The 17,234-nt window shown below is 71.2% G+C and carries 14 protein-coding genes; 12 read left to right on the plus strand and 2 right to left on the minus strand.

Annotated features, from left to right (window positions below; all coding sequences use genetic code 11):
* Positions 1-174: 174 nt before the first annotated feature.
* Positions 175-1,140, plus strand: a complete 966-nt coding sequence (locus tag AB0I73_RS19500; protein WP_363038933.1) for a DUF5926 family protein — start codon at positions 175-177, stop codon at positions 1,138-1,140.
* A 519-nt stretch (positions 1,141-1,659) separates the two neighbouring features.
* Here AB0I73_RS19500 and AB0I73_RS19505 read toward each other — a convergent pair.
* Positions 1,660-2,325 carry a bifunctional DNA primase/polymerase gene (locus tag AB0I73_RS19505; protein WP_363038935.1) on the minus strand — a complete coding sequence of 222 codons (666 nt, stop codon included), beginning with the start codon at positions 2,323-2,325 and terminating at the stop codon, positions 1,660-1,662.
* Between the two features lie 639 nt (positions 2,326-2,964).
* On the opposite strand from AB0I73_RS19505, the gene AB0I73_RS19510 reads away from it, so the two are divergent.
* Positions 2,965-4,452, plus strand: a complete 1,488-nt coding sequence (locus tag AB0I73_RS19510; protein WP_363038937.1) for a PP2C family protein-serine/threonine phosphatase — start codon at positions 2,965-2,967, stop codon at positions 4,450-4,452.
* A gap of 177 nt (positions 4,453-4,629) precedes the next feature.
* A complete protein-coding gene (locus AB0I73_RS19515; RefSeq protein ID WP_363038939.1) occupies positions 4,630-6,132 on the plus strand; it encodes an aminopeptidase P family protein in 1,503 nt (500 codons plus the stop codon).
* A 94-nt stretch (positions 6,133-6,226) separates the two neighbouring features.
* Here AB0I73_RS19515 and AB0I73_RS19520 read toward each other — a convergent pair whose 3' ends face one another.
* On the minus strand, positions 6,227-6,691 hold the full coding sequence (locus tag AB0I73_RS19520; protein WP_363038941.1) for an ATP-binding protein: 465 nt from the start codon (positions 6,689-6,691) through the stop codon (positions 6,227-6,229).
* A 220-nt stretch (positions 6,692-6,911) separates the two neighbouring features.
* On the opposite strand from AB0I73_RS19520, the gene AB0I73_RS19525 reads away from it, so the two are divergent.
* The 9 genes from AB0I73_RS19525 to AB0I73_RS19565 all read left to right on the plus strand — a co-directional run bounded on the left by AB0I73_RS19525 (position 6,912) and on the right by AB0I73_RS19565 (position 17,127).
* Positions 6,912-7,739 carry a hypothetical protein gene (locus tag AB0I73_RS19525; RefSeq protein WP_363038943.1) on the plus strand — a complete coding sequence of 276 codons (828 nt, stop codon included), beginning with the start codon at positions 6,912-6,914 and terminating at the stop codon, positions 7,737-7,739.
* Between the two features lie 271 nt (positions 7,740-8,010).
* A complete protein-coding gene (locus tag AB0I73_RS19530; protein ID WP_363038945.1) occupies positions 8,011-8,760 on the plus strand; it encodes a YcnI family protein in 750 nt (249 codons plus the stop codon).
* 91 nt (positions 8,761-8,851) lie between these two features.
* Positions 8,852-9,508 carry an SCO family protein gene (locus AB0I73_RS19535; RefSeq protein WP_363038947.1) on the plus strand — a complete coding sequence of 219 codons (657 nt, stop codon included), beginning with the start codon at positions 8,852-8,854 and terminating at the stop codon, positions 9,506-9,508.
* A complete protein-coding gene (locus tag AB0I73_RS19540) occupies positions 9,505-9,978 on the plus strand; it encodes a copper chaperone PCu(A)C (protein ID WP_363038949.1) in 474 nt (157 codons plus the stop codon). Before AB0I73_RS19535 ends, AB0I73_RS19540 begins: the two co-directional genes overlap by 4 nt.
* 13 nt (positions 9,979-9,991) lie before the next feature.
* A complete protein-coding gene (locus tag AB0I73_RS19545; RefSeq protein WP_363038950.1) occupies positions 9,992-12,133 on the plus strand; it encodes a copper resistance protein CopC in 2,142 nt (713 codons plus the stop codon).
* Between the two features lie 6 nt (positions 12,134-12,139).
* The gene (efeB, locus tag AB0I73_RS19550) at positions 12,140-13,432 is read left to right on the plus strand and encodes an iron uptake transporter deferrochelatase/peroxidase subunit (RefSeq protein ID WP_363038952.1); all 1,293 of its coding nucleotides are present in this window, start codon (positions 12,140-12,142) and stop codon (positions 13,430-13,432) included.
* Positions 13,433-13,503: 71 nt separating this feature from the next.
* Positions 13,504-14,436 (plus strand): prephenate dehydratase, encoded by a 933-nt coding sequence (gene pheA / locus AB0I73_RS19555; RefSeq protein ID WP_363038954.1) that lies wholly within the window; start codon positions 13,504-13,506, stop codon positions 14,434-14,436.
* Between the two features lie 613 nt (positions 14,437-15,049).
* The gene (gene serS / locus AB0I73_RS19560; protein ID WP_363038956.1) at positions 15,050-16,327 is read left to right on the plus strand and encodes a serine--tRNA ligase; all 1,278 of its coding nucleotides are present in this window, start codon (positions 15,050-15,052) and stop codon (positions 16,325-16,327) included.
* On the plus strand, positions 16,324-17,127 hold the full coding sequence (locus AB0I73_RS19565; RefSeq protein ID WP_363038958.1) for an HAD family hydrolase: 804 nt from the start codon (positions 16,324-16,326) through the stop codon (positions 17,125-17,127). The genes serS and AB0I73_RS19565 overlap by 4 nt, the downstream gene beginning before the upstream one ends.
* Positions 17,128-17,234 lie beyond the last annotated feature (107 nt).

Consider the following 17,234-nt stretch of genomic DNA (forward strand, 5'->3'; position numbering starts at 1 on the left):
TTCCCCGGCCGCCCGCGCGGTTCTGCGCGCGTCGGGCGATCCCGGCCCGCAGGGCTCACGCGTCACGGCCCGCTGTCCGCAGGCGGCACGTCGTCCACAGGGTCCCGTCGGTCGCGTCGTGAACGGCTAGGCTCCCGCCCGTACGAGACGAGCCGTAACCGGGAGACACCCACGATGGCCAAGAAGCGCCCCCAGACGAAGGCCAAGCGCCCCCAGCTCACAGAGGGAGAGATCCCGGTCGTCGGCGCCCGTGAGCCCTGCCCCTGCGGCAGCGGTCGCCGCTACAAGGCCTGTCACGGCCGTGCCGCCGCGCACGCCGTGACCGAGCTGGTACACCGTCCGTTCGAGGGCCTGCCGGGCGAGTGCGACTGGGTGGCACTGCGCGAGCTGGTGCCGGCCGCCACCGTCGAGCTGCACCTCGAGGGCGGCCTGCCCGAGGGTGTCCCGTCGGTCACCCTGGCCACCGTGCTGCCGATGGCCTGGCCCGCGCTGCGCCGCGACGACGGCTCGGTCCTCCTCGGCCTGCAGAACGACACGTCGTCCGGGGACATCAGCCGTGACCTCGCCGACACCCTCCAGCGCGCGCTCACCGCCGACCCGGGGACCCCGGTGCAGGCCCGCCGCGCTTCGGCCGAGGGGGCCCGCCTGCAGGATCTGCTGGACCTCGGGGGCGCCTTCGAGCCGGTCGTGCACAGCGGCTTCGAGTTCTGGGTCCCCGACCCGGAGAACGCCGCGCCGGACGTGACCGCCTCCTTGGAGCGGGCCAACGCGGCGGCCATCCCGACCGTCAAGCTCTCCGGCGTGGACGCCGCGTACTGGTGCGAGACGCCGGAGAAGAACCATCTGCGGTGGGTCATGCCGCACCCCGAGGAGCAGCTTCTGGACGCCTTGGCGCGACTGCACGCGGCGGGCCGGTCCTCCCTCGGCGAGGGCACCCGTCTCGTGGGCTCCTTCCGTGCTCACGGGCTCACGGTCCCGGTCTGGGACCTTCCCAGCGGGGTCGGCGCCGAGGATGTGGAGAAGCCGGCGGCCGAGTTCGCCGAGCGTCTCGCCGCCGCCCTGGCCACCGACGCTCCGCTCACCGCCGACGAACGCCGCGCACGCGGCGGGCTGACCAACCGGCAGGTCACCCTCAGCTGAGACACGCCGAGAGGCGTGGCGGCGCGGGCGTGCGCCCCGGTCGTGCTGACTTGCCGGTCAGCACGACCGTCCCGCCGGAACCACCAGCTCCCTTCACAACTTCCGGCGTGGACAGGCCAGTCGGTGACCGGAAAAGCTGAGTTCGAATTTGCTAACAGCCGATCTCTTGTTACCGTTCCAGTAGCCCGGTTGCTGGTGCATCCCCCGTCGCCAGCAACCGGGTCTTTGCGTGACCGCCGTCGCTGACAGAGCGCAGTCGCATGCCAACCGGCTGTTTCCACCGACGGGTTGCTCCCGGTCGGACGCGCCCGTCGACGGCAGATCGGTCCCGCGGGTCGACGGCAGATCGGCCCCGCGGATGGCCACCGCGTCGACGTGGGCGAGGGCGGACGACCTCTTCCAGGGCCCCCGGCGCGGCCCTGGCGTGCGTGACGGTGCGGCCCCGGGCATGACGACTGTGCGGCTCCGGCAGGTACCCGCTTCAGCGGACGGCGTGCGCGGCCCGTGCGCCGACGGCCGCTACATCTCGGGCGCGCTCACACCCGTACGCGTGAGGGCCTCGACCACGGCGTCCACCACGGCCTCGACATCGGGCACCCACGGCGAGGCGGAGCCGGGCAGTGGCGCACGCTCCCAGCGGACCCCGCCCCGGCCGGTGCCGGACGGGGGAAGGGCGAGGTAGCCGCCCTCGCCGTGGAAGCGGAGGGAGCCGGGGACGAAGTCCTTGGCGTAGAGCAACTCACCCAGTTGTTCCAGGGAGTACGGCTTGACCAGGATCGACCAGCGGTCCGGTGCGGCGACGACCGGGCCGAGCCGCATGCCGAGGCGGTCGAGGGCATCCAGGGCGCGGGCGGCCGGCACCGCGGGCAGGGAGACCGCACAGGGCGCCCTGCCCCCGGTGGCCAGGATGACGGGTGCCGTGGGCCGGTTGCCCCACCACCAGCGCACCATGCACGCGTCGGTGGTCGCGGCGAGCAGGCCGGGGTCGAAGGGATGAGCGCCCGGCACTGTGCATTCGGGGTCGGGGCAGCCGCAGCGGGAGCGGCCCTGCGGATCCGCCGCCACACCCGGGAGTACCGGCCACCGCCAGTCCGAGGCGAAGGTCAGAGCCGCTTCGATCAGTTCGGGCCCGCTGTCGCCACCCTGGGACAGGAGCCTGCGTCGCCTTCCGAGGATCTCGCGCATGAGCGCTCGTTCCTTTCCGTTGCACGCCTGGCAACACCGTGGTCCACGTCACAACATGAGTCGATCACTGCACTGTGCGTACCTACTGTGCGTACCTGTTGGCGCATCACACCCCCGCACCGAGCAAGGGGAGCCCCCAGGGGCCGAGGCCGATCAGGGGCTGCCTCCACGGCCGTACCACCCATACTGCGTCGAGCAGAAGCACGGGGATGGCGTGGGGTGGCGAAGTCTGGCGTTTACTGTCGCGCTTGTTTCTCTCCGCCTCCGCCACGGGAGGATGGGGCACGGTCGTCGGTGGTTAAGACGCCCGGGTCCGTCACCAGGTTCCCGGGTGAATCCCAACCACCCCTGGCCTTCACCGAGTACGTACCCATCACGACCGCTGTGACGCTCTGTCCAGCAAGCTCAGTCGACCGCAATCAGCCTCCCCCTGAGGCAGTTTCAAGCCAAGTTTGTTTTTCGACAAGAGGTCGGGAGTGAGTTCCCTTCAAGCCCACGGACACCAGGAATCCCAGCAGGACAATGCTGGACATCTCCTCACGAGTACGTGTACATGTGGAGACACTGCCGGCGACGCAGAACGACATGGGGGTTTGCGATGCTTTCGAGCAGTAAGTACCGGCCGGAAAGCCGGACGCCATGAATGCCCCTCATCCTTCGAAAGTGGCCGGAATCGATTCAACGGTCCCCGCACCCGCGCACACTGTCGCGTCCGTTGCCACGGGTACCTCCCCGGCCGCCCGGGCAAACCCCCAGAACGCCCCGGGCGCGCTGCTCCAGGACCGTCTCGCGGGATGGGTCTCCGACCTCACCACCCTCCACGAGCTGACCGAACGCCTGGCCCGTACGCGTGCCCTCGACGAAGCACTCCGGGAAACACTGCGCGCCGGCGCCGCCCTGGTGGGCGCCCGGCGCGGTCTCGTCGTCCTGGAACCCGCCGACGGTCTCGGCCCGGACAACATGATCGGCCTCGGCCTGGCCCGCGCGGACCTCGGTCACATCGAGACCATCCCGCGCAGTTCCCTGCCGTACGGCAGGATCCTCGACGGACTGCCCGGCGCCGACGACGGCATCGCCGAGCCCGACCTGCTCGCCGAGAAGGGGCTCGACCCCAGGCACCGCGAGGTCGCCGCCCGCCTCGGCTACGCCGCCAGCTACACCCTGCCCCTCGTGCCGGAGCCGCCGGAGCCGCCGGAGCCGCCGGAGCCGCCGAAAACCTCACAGCCCCCGGACGCCCCGCTCACCGCAGGGCCCGGGCTGCGCCTGGGCGCGGCGGTGTGGCTCTACGACGAACCGGCCGAGCCGTCGGAGCGGCAGCGTCATCTCATCGGCCTGTACGCCCGGTACGCCGCCGAGCACCTCGCCCGCCTGCTGGAACTCGAGCGCACGCGCGCGTCCATGACCACCATCTCCGAGGAGCTGCTCCCCTCGCGCCTGCCCAGGATCCCCGGCGTCCAGCTCGCCGCCCGGCGCCGCACCTCCTCGTACGGCGGCGGCGACTGGTACGACGCACTGCCGCTGCCGGACGCCGCCCTCGGCCTCGCTGTGGGGTCCGTCACCGGGGCGGGGCCCAGCGCGGTCGCCGCGATGGGCCGGCTGCGGGCGTCCCTGCGCGCGTACGCCGTGATGGAGGGCGAGGATCCGGTCGCCGTCCTGTCCGACCTGGAACTGCTGCTGAGGCTCACCGAACCGGCCCGGTCGGCCACCGCCCTGTTCGGCTACTGCGAACCCTCGCTGCGCAAGATCACGCTGGCCGGTGCCGGGCACAGCCCGCCGCTGCTGATCGGCGAGCGCCGCACCGAGTTCGTGGAGACGTCCGTCTCGGCTCCCCTGGGCATGCTCGCCTGCTGGGAGGCACCGAGCGTGGAGGTGCACCCGGAACCGGGCGAGACGGTTCTGCTCTACACCGACGGGCTGCTGCACCGCACCGGCGACCCCACCGACCGCGCCTTCGCGCGGCTGCACGCGGCGGCGGCAGGCGTACCGCAGGCGCTGCGCCGTGACCCCGGTGCGATCGCCGACCACGTCCTGCGCACCGTGCTGCCCGAGGGGGCGGCCTCGTCGAAAGGGACGTCCGCGGCGGACTCCGCGGAGGACGTCGTCCTGCTGGCCGCACGGTTCGAGTAGCGGTTCCGGAGCGCCCGGCGGCCGGTCCGGGACGTCATCCTTCGCATCCCCCCGGTAACGGTCCCTTCCGCTCTGCGACTGTTTCGCCGACGACCGTACGATGGTGGTGGTCCCCCCTGCCCGGACGAAGCCGCAAGCTCGGGGGAGTCCAGAGCCTTACCAAGGAGGATGACCGCTGTGGCAGAAGAGCTCCCGACCGCGTTCGACCAGGCTGCCGACGCGGCGGCCCCGGAAACCGCGGAAGGCCCGGAGACTGCCGAGGAAGCGCCCATCAAGCAGCGCAAGAACGGCCTCTACCCCGGCGTGTCCGACGAGCTGGCCGAGAACATGAAGAGCGGCTGGGCCGACACCGAGCTGCACGACCTGGAGCCGATCCCCCAGGCCGCCGAGACGGCAGCCCGTCGCGCCGCGCTGTCCGCCCGCTTCCCGGGTGAGCGCCTGGTCGTCCCCGCGGGCAACCTGAAGACGCGGTCCAACGACACCGAGTACGCCTTCCGCGCGTCGGTCGAGTACGCCTACCTCACCGGCAACCAGACCGAGGACGGCGTCCTCGTCATGGAGCCGACGGACGACGGCCACAAGGAGACGATCTACCTCCTGCCGCGCTCGAACCGCGAGAACGGCGAGTTCTGGCTGGACGGCCAGGGCGAACTGTGGGTCGGCCGCCGCCACTCCCTCACCGAGGCCGAGCGGCTGTACGGCATCCCCGCCTCCGACGTCCGCGAGCTGGCCGGCGCGCTGCGCGAGGCCACCGGCCCCGTACGGGTCGTGCGCGGGTACGACGCCGGGATCGAGGCGGCGCTGACCGACAAGGTCACCGCCGAGCGCGACGAGGAGCTGCGCGTCTTCCTCTCCGAGGCACGGCTGGTCAAGGACGCCTTCGAGATCGGTGAGCTGCAGAAGGCCGTCGATTCCACCGCACGCGGCTTCGAGGATGTCGTGAAGGTCCTCGACAAGGCCGAGGCCACCAGCGAGCGCTACATCGAGGGCACGTTCTTCCTGCGTGCGCGGGTGGAGGGGAACGACGTCGGCTACGGCTCCATCTGCGCCGCCGGCCCGCACGCCACCACCCTGCACTGGGTGCGCAACGACGGTCCGGTCCGCTCCGGCGACCTGCTGCTGCTCGACGCGGGCGTGGAGACGCACACGTACTACACCGCCGACGTCACCCGCACGCTGCCGGTCAACGGCCGCTACAGCGAGCTGCAGAAGAAGATCTACGACGCCGTGTACGACGCCCAGGAGGCCGGTATCGCGGCGGTCAAGCCGGGCGCCAAGTACCGGGACTTCCACGACGCCGCGCAGCGGGTACTGGCCGAGCGGCTCGTCGAGTGGGGCCTGGTCGAGGGCCCGGTCGAGCGGGTTCTGGAGCTGGGTCTGCAGCGCCGCTGGACGCTGCACGGCACCGGGCACATGCTCGGCATGGACGTCCACGACTGCGCGGCCGCGCGCACCGAGACCTACGTCGACGGCACGCTGGAGCCGGGCATGGTGCTCACGGTCGAGCCGGGCCTGTACTTCCAGGCCGACGACCTGACCGTGCCCGAGGAGTACCGGGGCATCGGCGTCCGCATCGAGGACGACATCCTGGTCACCGAGGACGGCAACCGGAACCTGTCCGCCGCGCTGCCCAGGCGGTCGGACGAGGTCGAGGCATGGATGGCCGCCCTCAAGGGCTGACGCACGCAGGTCGGCCGGGTACCACTCGTGGTACCCGGCCGACCTGCGCTCAGGAGTACGACCGGCGAGCGCGTGCGGAGATCCGGTGGTGCGGTCAGACCGCCGTCAGCGGCGCGTCCTTCCGCCATTTGAGGATCTTGTCGAAGCTCACCACGGCGCCGCCCAGCCCCGGCTTGTTGCCGATGTGGACGTGGTCGGCGAGTTCCTGGATGAGGCAGAGGCCGCGGCCGTGTTCCGCGTCGGACGGCACGGGGCGGGCCGACGGGCGTGCACGGCCGCCGGTCCCGACGGGAAAGCCGGGTCCCACGTCGGCAACCTCGATGCGGCACTTCTCGCCGTCGAGGTAGGCGGTCACCCGGTATGCCTCCGAGGAACCGCCCCGGGCGGCGCCCCCACCGTGCTCGACGGCGTTCGCGCAGGCCTCGCTGAGGGCCACGGAGAGGTCGTAGGAAATGTCGGGGTCGACGCCCGCGGTCTCCATGGCGCCGATCAGCAGACGCCGGGCGAGCGGCACGCTCGCAGCGTCGCGCCGCAGATGGAGTGACCACCAGATGCTCATGCTCCAGCCTCCCGGCCGCGGCTCGACATACCGTTACTTATTGCCCTGCGTACCCGGTTGTAAGCGCACAGCTGATGTGACACCCCCCATACGGCGGGCGCGCCGTGGAGCCGAACGGTGTATGTGGGGCGACTGGTGACAGAGGTGATCTTCCGGTCGTACCTCATCTTGCGGACCTGCCGTACTGCGGCGGCGGGGCCAATGCGATGATGGGCCCGCCATGACTGCCCCCCACGTGCGCACGACGCGCTCCGGACGCGGGCTCCGGACCCTGCGGGCCGCGGTGTTCGCCGCGGTCTGTGTCGTGCTGGCCGGGGCAGGTCACACGCTCGCCTCCCACGCCGCCGTTCCCCTGTGGACGCTGGGCGCGGGGTTCCTCGGGACGGTCGCGGTCGCGGCGCCGCTCGCCGGACGCGTGCGTTCCCTGCCGGGGATCGCGGCCATGCTGGCGGCCGGTCAGGCCGTACTGCACATCGTGTTCGGCATCGGTCAGCACGGCGCGGCGGCCCCCGCGGAGGCGGCGTCGCCCCTTTCCGACGCCTCGCTGATCGAGCAGGCCGCACGACTGGTGTGCGGCACCACCGCGGCGGCCATCAGTCCCGCGCAGGCGCAGCGCATCCTCATCGACGCGCGGGTCCACCCCGGCGCGACCGGCGGCACCCACGCGCACGCCCAGGGGGACACGCTGTCCTCGGCCGCGGTGGACCCGTCGGTGCCGGCGCTGCTGCCGACCCTGCCGATGCTGCTCGCACACGTCCTCGTGGCGCTCGCCACGGGCTGGCTGCTGCGCCGCGGTGACCTGGCGCTGCTGCGGCTGACCGAACTGTCGGCACACGGTGTCGCCGAAGGTGCCCTCGTACGGTCGCTGCGCGCGGCGCTCACTCTGGTGCTCGCCCTGCGCGCGGGCCTCCCGGGGACTCCGCAGGTCGCCCCGTGTCCGGTGCGCACCGCACCGCCCGCGCCGCCCGTACCCCGTACCGCCGCACTCCAGCACACGGTGATCCGCCGGGGTCCGCCGACCGGTACCGCACTCGCCCTCGCCGCCTGACGCGACCGGGCCGCACTCCGCCACCGCCGGACAACCGGAGGGGGAGGGGGCGCCGGCGTGCGGCACGCGCGTGTGCGTCCGTTCTCCCGCGTACGACGAGCCGTCGTTGACCCAGGCGTCACAGCCCCGCGGTCGGCGACCCGGCGGCCGGACAACAGAGCCGTCACCGGCACAGGTGCGCACCGCCACAGGTGCGCACCGGCGCAAGTGCCCGCCCGTACGCGTATCCCTCACCGTCAGCGAAACCCAACTGAAGCGGAGTGCTTCTGCCATGAAGGCTTCCCGTATCGCCGCTGTCGGCGCCGTCACCGGTGTCGCCGTCCTCACCCTGTCCGCCCCCGCCTTCGCCCACGTCAGCGTGCAGCCCGAGGGCGAGGCCGCCAAGGGCGGTTACGCGGTGGTGAACTTCAAGGTCCCCAACGAGCGTGACGACGCGTCGACGACCAAGCTCGAAGTGACCTTCCCGACCGACCACCCGCTGGCCTCCGTGATGCCGCAGCCGGTCGACGGCTGGGACGTCAAGGTCACCAAGTCCAAGCTGGACAAGCCGCTGGAGATGCACGGCAAGAAGATCGACGAGGCCGTCACCAAGGTCACCTGGACCGCCGACGGCGACGGCATCGAGCCGGGCTTCTTCCAGAAGTTCCCGGTGTCCGTCGGCACCCTGCCGGAGAACGCCGACGAACTGGTCTTCAAGGCCCTGCAGACGTACTCCAACAAGGAGGTCGTCCGCTGGATCGAGGTGCCGCAGGAGGGCAAGGACGAGCCCGACTACCCGGCTCCCGTCCTCGCCCTGTCCGAGGCCTCCGCCGACGGCCACTCGCACGGTGCGTCGGACGACAAGGCCGACGACGCCGAGTCCGCCGGGGACGCCGAGAAGGCAGCCGCGGAAACCACCGCGGCCGCCGACTCCGGCGGCACCGACACCACCGCCCGCGTCCTGGGCATCGTCGGCATCGTCGTCGGTGCCGCGGGCGTCGCCTACAACGTGCTCGCCGGGCGTCGGCGCACCTCCGCCTGACCCCTCCCCGCTGGACGGCGCGCACCGGGGGCACCCACGGTCCCGTGGAGCCCCGGTGCGCGCCGGAGAACTCACATCCCTGGAAAGCATCATGCGCAAGAAGACCTTCACCGCGGTGGCCCTGCTCGCCGCCGCCACCCTGACTCTCTCCGCCTGCGGCAGCGGCGACGGCGACAGTGGCAAGCCCATCGCCGTGGTCTCCGAGGAGGCCGGCGCGGAGAAGGCGGCCACGGCCCTCGAGAATCCGTTCGAGAAGCCGGACCTCGTCCTCACCGACACGCAGGGCAAGGAGTACGACTTCCGCAAGGAGACCGCCGGCAGGCCCACGCTGATCTACTTCGGCTACACGCACTGCCCCGACGTCTGCCCGCTGACCATGAACAACCTCGCGGTGGCCAAGAAGCAACTGCCCCAGGAGCAGCAGGACGAGCTGCGGATCGTGTTCGTCACCACCGACCCCGAGCGGGACACCTCCGCCGCGCTCGGCAAGTGGCTCAAGGGCATCGACGACCAGGTCGTCGGCCTGACCGGCGACTTCGACACGATCCAGGCCGGCGCCCGCACCCTCGGCATCTCGATCAACGCACCGCGCAAGGACGACAAGGGCCAGGTCGTCTCCGACCACGGCACCCAGGTCATCGCCTTCTCCCCGAAGACCGACGGCGGCTACCTCCTGTACGGCGAGGACGCCACCGTCGAGGACTACACCGAGGACCTCCCCCGCATCATCGAGGGTGAGACCCCGTGAGGCGTCGTCTCGCGCTCGCCGCGGTGGCCGTCGCCGGGGCGCTGGCCCTGGCCGGCTGCGGCGACCCGGGCTCCGGCGGCTCGGACTCCGGCAGCGACACGGCCGAACTGTCCGTCGACTCCGCGTACATGCCGCAGCCGGTGTCGGACCTGGCGGCCGGCTTCCTCGTCATCAGCAACAAGGGCGGCGCGGACGACCGGCTGACCTCGGTCAGCAGTGGCATCGCCGAACGCGTCACCGTGCACGAGACCGTCGACGGCTCCATGCGGGAGGTCGACGGGCTGGACATCCCGGCTCGCGGCAGCCTCGTGCTCGAGAGCGGCGGCAACCACCTGATGTTCGAGCAGCTGAAGCGGAAGCCGAAGCAGGGTCAGAAGGTCTCCGTCGAGCTGCGTTTCGCCCACTCCGACCCCGTCACGGTCGAGATACCGGTGAAGCCCGCCACCTACACCCCGAAGCACGGACACTGAGGGAGACACCCCCGTGACCCAGACCATCGCCCCCCGCGCCCGGTTCCTGCTGCTGTTGTTGCTGGCCGTCACCGGCGCGCTCCTCGCCGGGGCCGCTCCCGCGTCCGCGCACGCCGCGCTGACCGGCAGCGACCCCCGGCAGGGGACGGTGGTCGACAAGGCCCCCACCCGGGTCTCGCTCACTTTCTCCGAACCGATCGCGGTGAGCGACGACTCCCTGCGCGTCCTCGACCCCAAGGGCAAGCGGGCCGACAAGGGCGCCCCCGCCAACCCGAGCGGCACGACGTACACCGTGCAACTGCTCAGCGGACTGCCCGACGGCACCTACACCGTCACCTACCAGGTGGTGTCCGCGGACAGCCACCCCGTCGCCGGTGCCTTCACCTTCTCCATCGGCGCCCCCTCCGAGACCTCCGTCCAGGCCTCCGCCCAGGCGTCCGACGACGGCCCGGTGGGCTGGCTGTACGGCTTCGGGCGGTACATGTCGTACGCCGGGTTCGTGGTCATGGCCGGTGGGGCCGCGTTCGTGCTGGCCTGCTGGCGGCCCGGCGCCGGTGTACGGGCGGTGCAGCGACTGGTCGTCTCCGGTTGGCTCACCCTCACCGCGTCCACCCTCGCGCTGCTGCTCCTGCGCGGCTCCTACACGCGCTCCGGCAAGATCGGCGACATCTTCGACATGTCGCTGCTCGGGGAGGTGCTGCAGACCAAGACCGGCGCGGCACTGGTGTCGCGGCTGCTGCTGCTCGCCGCGGCGGCGCTGTTCATCGCGGTGCTCTTCGGGGCCGCCCAGGACCAGCGGGACGACGCGGAGAAGCGGGACCTGACCTTCGGGCTCGCGATCGGGGGGACGGTCGTGGCGGCCGGGCTCGCCGCGAGCTGGGCCATGTCCGAGCACGCCTCCCAGGGGCTCCAGCCCGGCATCGCGATGCCGGTCGACATCGTCCATCTGCTGGCCGTCGCCGCCTGGCTCGGCGGACTCACCGCCCTGCTCGTGGCGCTCTACAGGGCCCCCGCCGAGACCGCCGTCGACGCGGCCGCCGTCCAGCGGTTCTCGCGGCTCGCGCTCGGCAGTGTGGTCGCCCTGGTCGTCACCGGGATCTACCAGAGCTGGCGGCAGCTCGGCTCCTGGTCGGCGTTGACCGACACCCGGTACGGGCAGTTGCTGCTCGCCAAGATCGGGTTCGTGGTGGTCATGATCGGGCTGGCGTACTTCTCACGGCGGTGGACGGCACGACTCGTCGGGACGGGCGAGCCGGCGGGCCGCCGGGAGACGGCCGGGACGGAACCCGTGGCGGCCGTGGCCACTGTGAGGACCGGTGCCGGGGAGACCGGTACTGAAACGGCCGGTGCCCGGGAAGCCGGGACCGGGACGGAGGAGACCGGGTCCGAAGTCACGGCTCACACCGACACCGACACCGACACCGACACCGACACCGACACCGACACCGACACCGACACCGACACCGACACCGACGTGGAACGTGTGACGGCCGCGGTCGGCACGGGGCAGGCCGAGGTCCGGACGGCGGAAGCGTCCGGCCCCGGGGCGAAGGCCGGCGAGGACTCCGCGCGGGCCGCTCAGCTCGCCCGGCAGCGGGCAGCCGTGGAGACCGCCCGGCAGAAGCGGCTGCGGGACGCCGACCCGAACCGCTTCGGGCTGCGTCACTCGGTGCTCGCCGAGGCCGGTGTCGCCGTCGTCCTGCTCGCGATCACCACCGTGCTGACGCAGACCGAGCCGGGGCGTACGGAGCAGGAGGCCAAGGCCGCTTCCTCGTCCTCCGCCCCGTCGTCACCCTCGTCCGCCCAGGGAACCGGTGCGGTGACCCTGAACATGCCGTTCGACACCGGCGGCAAGGAGGGCGAGGGCGTCGTCACGATCGACCTGAACCCCGCGCGCGTGGGCGGCAACGACATGCACATCTATGTGGAGCGAACCGACGGCGGGACCCTCGACGTCCCTGAACTGAAGGTCGCCTTCACCCTCTCCTCCAAGGACATCGGGCCGCTGCCCGTCGTGCCCGACCGCATCGCCGCCGGGCACTGGTCGGCGAGTGGTGTGCAGATCCCCATGGCGGGCGACTGGACGGTCGAGGTGACCGTGCGGACCTCCGACGTCGACCAGGTGACCGTCTCCAAGAACGCGCAGATCGGCTGAACCACCATGACTGACCAGTCCATTCCGGAGGCCCGCATCCCCGCGGCGCCGGAAACCCGGGAAGGAGTCGCCGTACCGGCCGACCGGAAGGGCATCTCCCGCCGCCGTCTGCTCGGCACCGCCGGGACCACCGGGCTCGTGCTCGGCGCGGCGGGCAGCGCCGTGGGCTACGCCGCCGCGCCCTCCGGGGCGACCCCACTGGCCTCGGTGGGCGAGGGCAGGGCAATGTTTCACGGGAAACATCAGCCCGGCATCACCCAAGGGCTCCCGGCCCGCGGCCATCTCGTCGCCTTCGACCTGGCGCCGGGCGCCGGGCGCAAGGAGGCCGCTGCCCTGCTGCGCCGCTGGTCGGAGACGGCCCGGCGGCTGATGGCGGGCGAGCCGAGTGCCGACGGCGACACCGATGTGGCCCGCGACGCCGGCCCCTCCTCGCTGACCGTCACCTTCGGCTTCGGCCACAGCTTCTTCGAACGCACCGGTATGGAGGAACAGCGTCCGGTCGCCCTGGACCCGCTGCCCGACTTCTCCTCCGACCACCTGGACAAGGCACGCAGCAACGGCGACCTGTGGGTGCAGATCGGCGCCCATGACGCCCTCGTCGCCTTCCACGCACTGCGCGCCGTGCAAAAGGACGCCGGTTCGGCGGCCCGGGTGCGCTGGCAGATGAACGGCTTCAACCGCACACCGGGTGCCACCGTTCGGCCCATGACCGCCCGCAACCTGATGGGCCAGGTCGACGGCACCCGCAATCCGAAGCCGGCCGACCCGGACTTCGACCAGCGGATCTTCGTACCGGAGAACGGCGAGCCCGCGTGGATGGCGAACGGCTCCTACGCCGTCGTACGGCGCATCCGCATGCTTCTCGACGACTGGGAGAAACTCGCGGTCAAGGAGCAGGAGGCCGTCATCGGGCGCCGCAAGTCCGACGGGGCACCGTTGTCCGGAGGCACCGAGACGTCCGAGATGGACCTGGAGAAGACGGACTCCAGAGGAAATCTGGTGGTCCCCATCAACGCCCACGCCCGGATCACCCGCCCCGACCAGAACGGCGGCGCGGCGATGCTCCGGCGACCGCTCTCGTACCACGACGGCATCGACGCGGACGGCGTGCCCGACGCGGGTCTGCTGTTCATCTGCTGGCAGGCCGACCCGCTGCGAGGCTTCGTACCGGTACAGCGCAAGCTGGACCGGGGAGACGCGCTGACGCCGTACCTCCGGCACGAGGCGAGCGGACTGTTCGCGGTGCCGGGCGGCGCGGCGGAGGGTGAGTATGTGGGACAGCGGCTGCTGGAAGGGTGAAACTCGCCTCGCGTCACTCCTTGGGAGCGCAGACGAAGGTGCGGTCGGCGTGAGCCTATTAGGGTGAGGCCATGCCAGCGAGCTATGCGTATCTCGGCCCCGAGGGCACCTTCACCGAGGTGGCCCTGCGCACCCTTCCGGAGGCGGCCACCCGGGAGCTGATCCCGTATGTGTCCGTGCAGTCCGCGCTCGACGCGGTACGCACCGGTGAGGCCGAGGCCGCGTTCGTCCCCATCGAGAACTCCGTCGAGGGCGGCATCACCACCACCCTTGACGAACTGGTCGCGGGCACCCCTCTGATGATCTACCGCGAGGTGCTGCTGTCGATCACCTTCGCGCTGCTCGTCCGCCCCGGCACCGAACTGTCGGACATCAAGACGGTCACCGCCCACCCTGCCGCCCAGCCGCAGGTGCGCAATTGGCTGAGGCAGCACCTTCCGGACGCCGCCTGGGAGTCGGCCGCCTCCAACGCGGACGGGGCCCGTCTGGTGCAGGAGGGCCGGTACGACGCGGCTTTCGCCGGCGAATTCGCGGCGGCCCGGTACGGGCTGGAGGCCCTGGAGACCGAGATCCATGACGCGGAGAACGCCCAGACCCGCTTCGTGCTGGTCGGACGCCCGGCCCGGCCCGCCGCACCCACTGGCGCGGACAAGACGTCCATCGTGCTGTGGCAGCGCAACGACCACCCCGGTGGCCTGCGCGACCTGCTGGGCGAGTTCGCCACACGGGGCGTCAACCTGATGCTGCTCCAGTCCCGGCCCACCGGTGCCGGTATCGGCAATTACTGCTTCTGCATCGACGCCGAGGGGCATATCTCGGACCGCAGGGTGGCCGAGACGCTGATGGGACTCAAGCGGGTCTGTCTTCAGGTGCGCTTCCTCGGTTCGTACCCGCGTGCGGATGTGCAGCCGGCAGAGGTACGGGATCCGCTGCCCGGGACGTCGGACACCGAGTTCGCGTCCGCGGCGGACTGGGTGGCGCGATGCCAGGACGGCCGGTTCTGAGGGGCCCCAGCCGGGGTGGGGCCGGTCCTACCTGCTGATTTTCGTTATCCACAGAAGTTATCCACAGGTCCGCTTCTCGACCTGGGGACAAGTCGACAGCATTGCCCCGTTCGGTCGATAAATCTCCCCAGTGCCCATGATTGCATTCACGCACCCGCGGATCGCCCTTCATCCACTCTTTTCCTTTCGGCAACCCTTTGGGGCGCCCCCTTCCTCCCCGAAAGTGGAGGTAAGGGGAGTTCGCGCCGGGAATCCCCCCTCCGGCCACGCGTTTCGGAGTGATCGATTCCGGCGTCCACAGATTCCCTTCACACCCTGTGGATAACTTTCGAAAGGCTGTGGACACCTGTGGACAACCAGACCTCGAGCCCCGTTTCTCGCAAGGAATTCCAGTCAACGGACCCCCTGTGCGACTGACCCCTTCCAGGGAGTGGGCCCCTCGCATTGACCACCCAGGACACCTTCCGGCGACCACCCATCGATCACCCCGTCACCCCCGTTGATCCCCTCGACTTCGGGGACATATTGCACACATCACCCATAACGGAATGTGATCGCCCCCCTCGGAATAGTGAGTCGTGTGCTGTCACCGCGCACCGGTAGCCTTGACCGCGTGATTGACCTTCGCCTGCTCCGTGAGGACCCCGACCGTGTGCGCGCTTCGCAGCGTGCCCGTGGAGAGGACGTCGCGCTCGTCGACTCCCTCCTGTCCGCCGACGAACGGCGGAGGTCGTCCGGCGTCCGCTTCGACGAGCTGCGCGCCGAGCAGAAGGCGCTCGGCAAGCTCATCCCCAAGGCGACCGGCGACGAGAAGGCCGAGCTGCTGAAGAAGGCCGGCACGCTCGCCGCCGACGTCAAGGCGGCCGACGCCGAGCGGGACGCGGCGGCGGCCGAGACCCAGGAGCTCCTGGGCCGACTGAGCAATCTCGTCCACCCCGACGTCCCCGTCGGCGGTGAGGAGGACTTCGTCACGCTGGAGACGCACGGCACCGCCCGCGACTTCGGCGCCGAGGGATTCGAGCCCAAGGACCACCTGGAGCTCGGTCAGCTCCTCGGCGCCATCGACGTCGAACGCGGCGCCAAGGTCTCCGGCTCGCGCTTCTACTTCCTGACCGGCGTCGGCGCCCTGCTCGAGCTGGCACTGGTGAACGCCGCGATCGCCCAGGCCACCGCGGCCGGCTTCACACCGATGCTGACCCCGGCCCTGGTCCGCCCCCAGTCCATGGCGGGCACCGGCTTCCTCGGCCAGGCGGCCCAGGACGTCTACCACCTCGAGAAGGACGACCTCTACCTGGTCGGCACGTCCGAGGTACCGCTCGCCGCGTACCACATGGACGAGATCATCGACGCCGACCGGCTGCCGCTGCGCTACGCGGGCTTCTCGCCCTGCTTCCGCCGCGAGGCCGGCTCGCACGGCAAGGACACCCGCGGCATCTTCCGCGTGCACCAGTTCGACAAGGTCGAGATGTTCTCCTACGTCACTCCCGAGGAGTCGCAGGCGGAGCACCAGCGGCTGCTGGAGTGGGAGAAGCAGTGGCTGACGTCGCTGGAGCTGCCGTTCCGTGTGATCGACGTCGCCTCGGGCGACTTGGGCTCCTCGGCCTCGCGCAAGTACGACTGCGAGGCGTGGATCCCGACCCAGGGCAAGTACCGCGAGCTGACCTCGACCTCGGACTGCACCGAGTACCAGTCCCGCCGGCTCCAGATCCGGGTGCGTGACGGCAAGACGGTGCGTCCGCTGGCCACGCTCAACGGCACCCTGTGCGCCGTGCCGCGCACCATCGTGGCGATCCTGGAGAACCACCAGCAGGCGGACGGCTCGGTGCGGGTGCCCGAGGTGCTGCGTCCGTACCTGGGTGGTCGGGAGTTCCTGGAACCGGCCGCCAAGTGAGTGCGCCGTTCCCCTACCAGCTCATCGCCACCGACCTCGACGGCACGCTGCTGCGTGACGACCACTCGGTCTCCCGCGGCACCCGTGACGCGCTCGCCGCGGCCACCGAGGCGGGCGCCGCCCACATCGTCGTCACCGGGCGCGCGGTCCCCTGGACCCGGCCCATCCTCGACGACCTCGGCTACCAGGGACTCGCCGTCTGCGGCCAGGGCGCCCAGGTGTACGACGCGGGAGCACACCGGCTGCTCACCTCGGTGACGCTGGACCGGCAGCTGGCCGCGGTGGCGCTGGCCAAGATCGAGGCGGAGGTCGGTCCGCTGCACCTGGCCGGGAGCCGTGACGGGCTGGACGGCGAGGTGCTGGTGGGGCCCGGCTACGAAGTGCAGGGACCGCTGCCCGCGATTCCGTTCACGGACGCGTCGGACCTGTGGGCTGCGCCGCTGAACAAGGTGTACATCCAGCACCCGACCCTCACCGACGACGAACTCGCCGATGCGGCCACACGCACCGCGGGCGGCTTCGTCACCGTCACCATGGCGGGCGAGGGCATCGTCGAACTGCTCCCTCTCGGTCTGTCCAAGGCCACCGGGCTGTCCCTGGCCGCTCGTCGGCTGGGGGCGAAGGCCACGGGGACGATCGCGTTCGGCGACATGCCGAATGACATCCCGATGTTCGCCTGGGCCGCACATGGCGTCGCCATGGCCAACGCCCACCAGGATCTGCGGGCGGTGGCCGACGAGGTGACGTCCTCCAACGAGGAGGACGGAATCGCGGTGGTGGTGGAGCGGTTGCTGGGCTGAGGCCCGGCGTTCGGCGTTCGGCGTTCGGCGTTCGGCGTTCGGCGTTCGGCGTTCGGCGTTCGGCGTTCGGCGTTCGGCGTTCGGCGTTCGGCGTTCGGCGTTCGGCG

The organism is Streptomyces sp. NPDC050388 (assembly GCF_040655635.1).
Classification (GTDB): Bacteria; Actinomycetota; Actinomycetes; order Streptomycetales; family Streptomycetaceae; genus Streptomyces.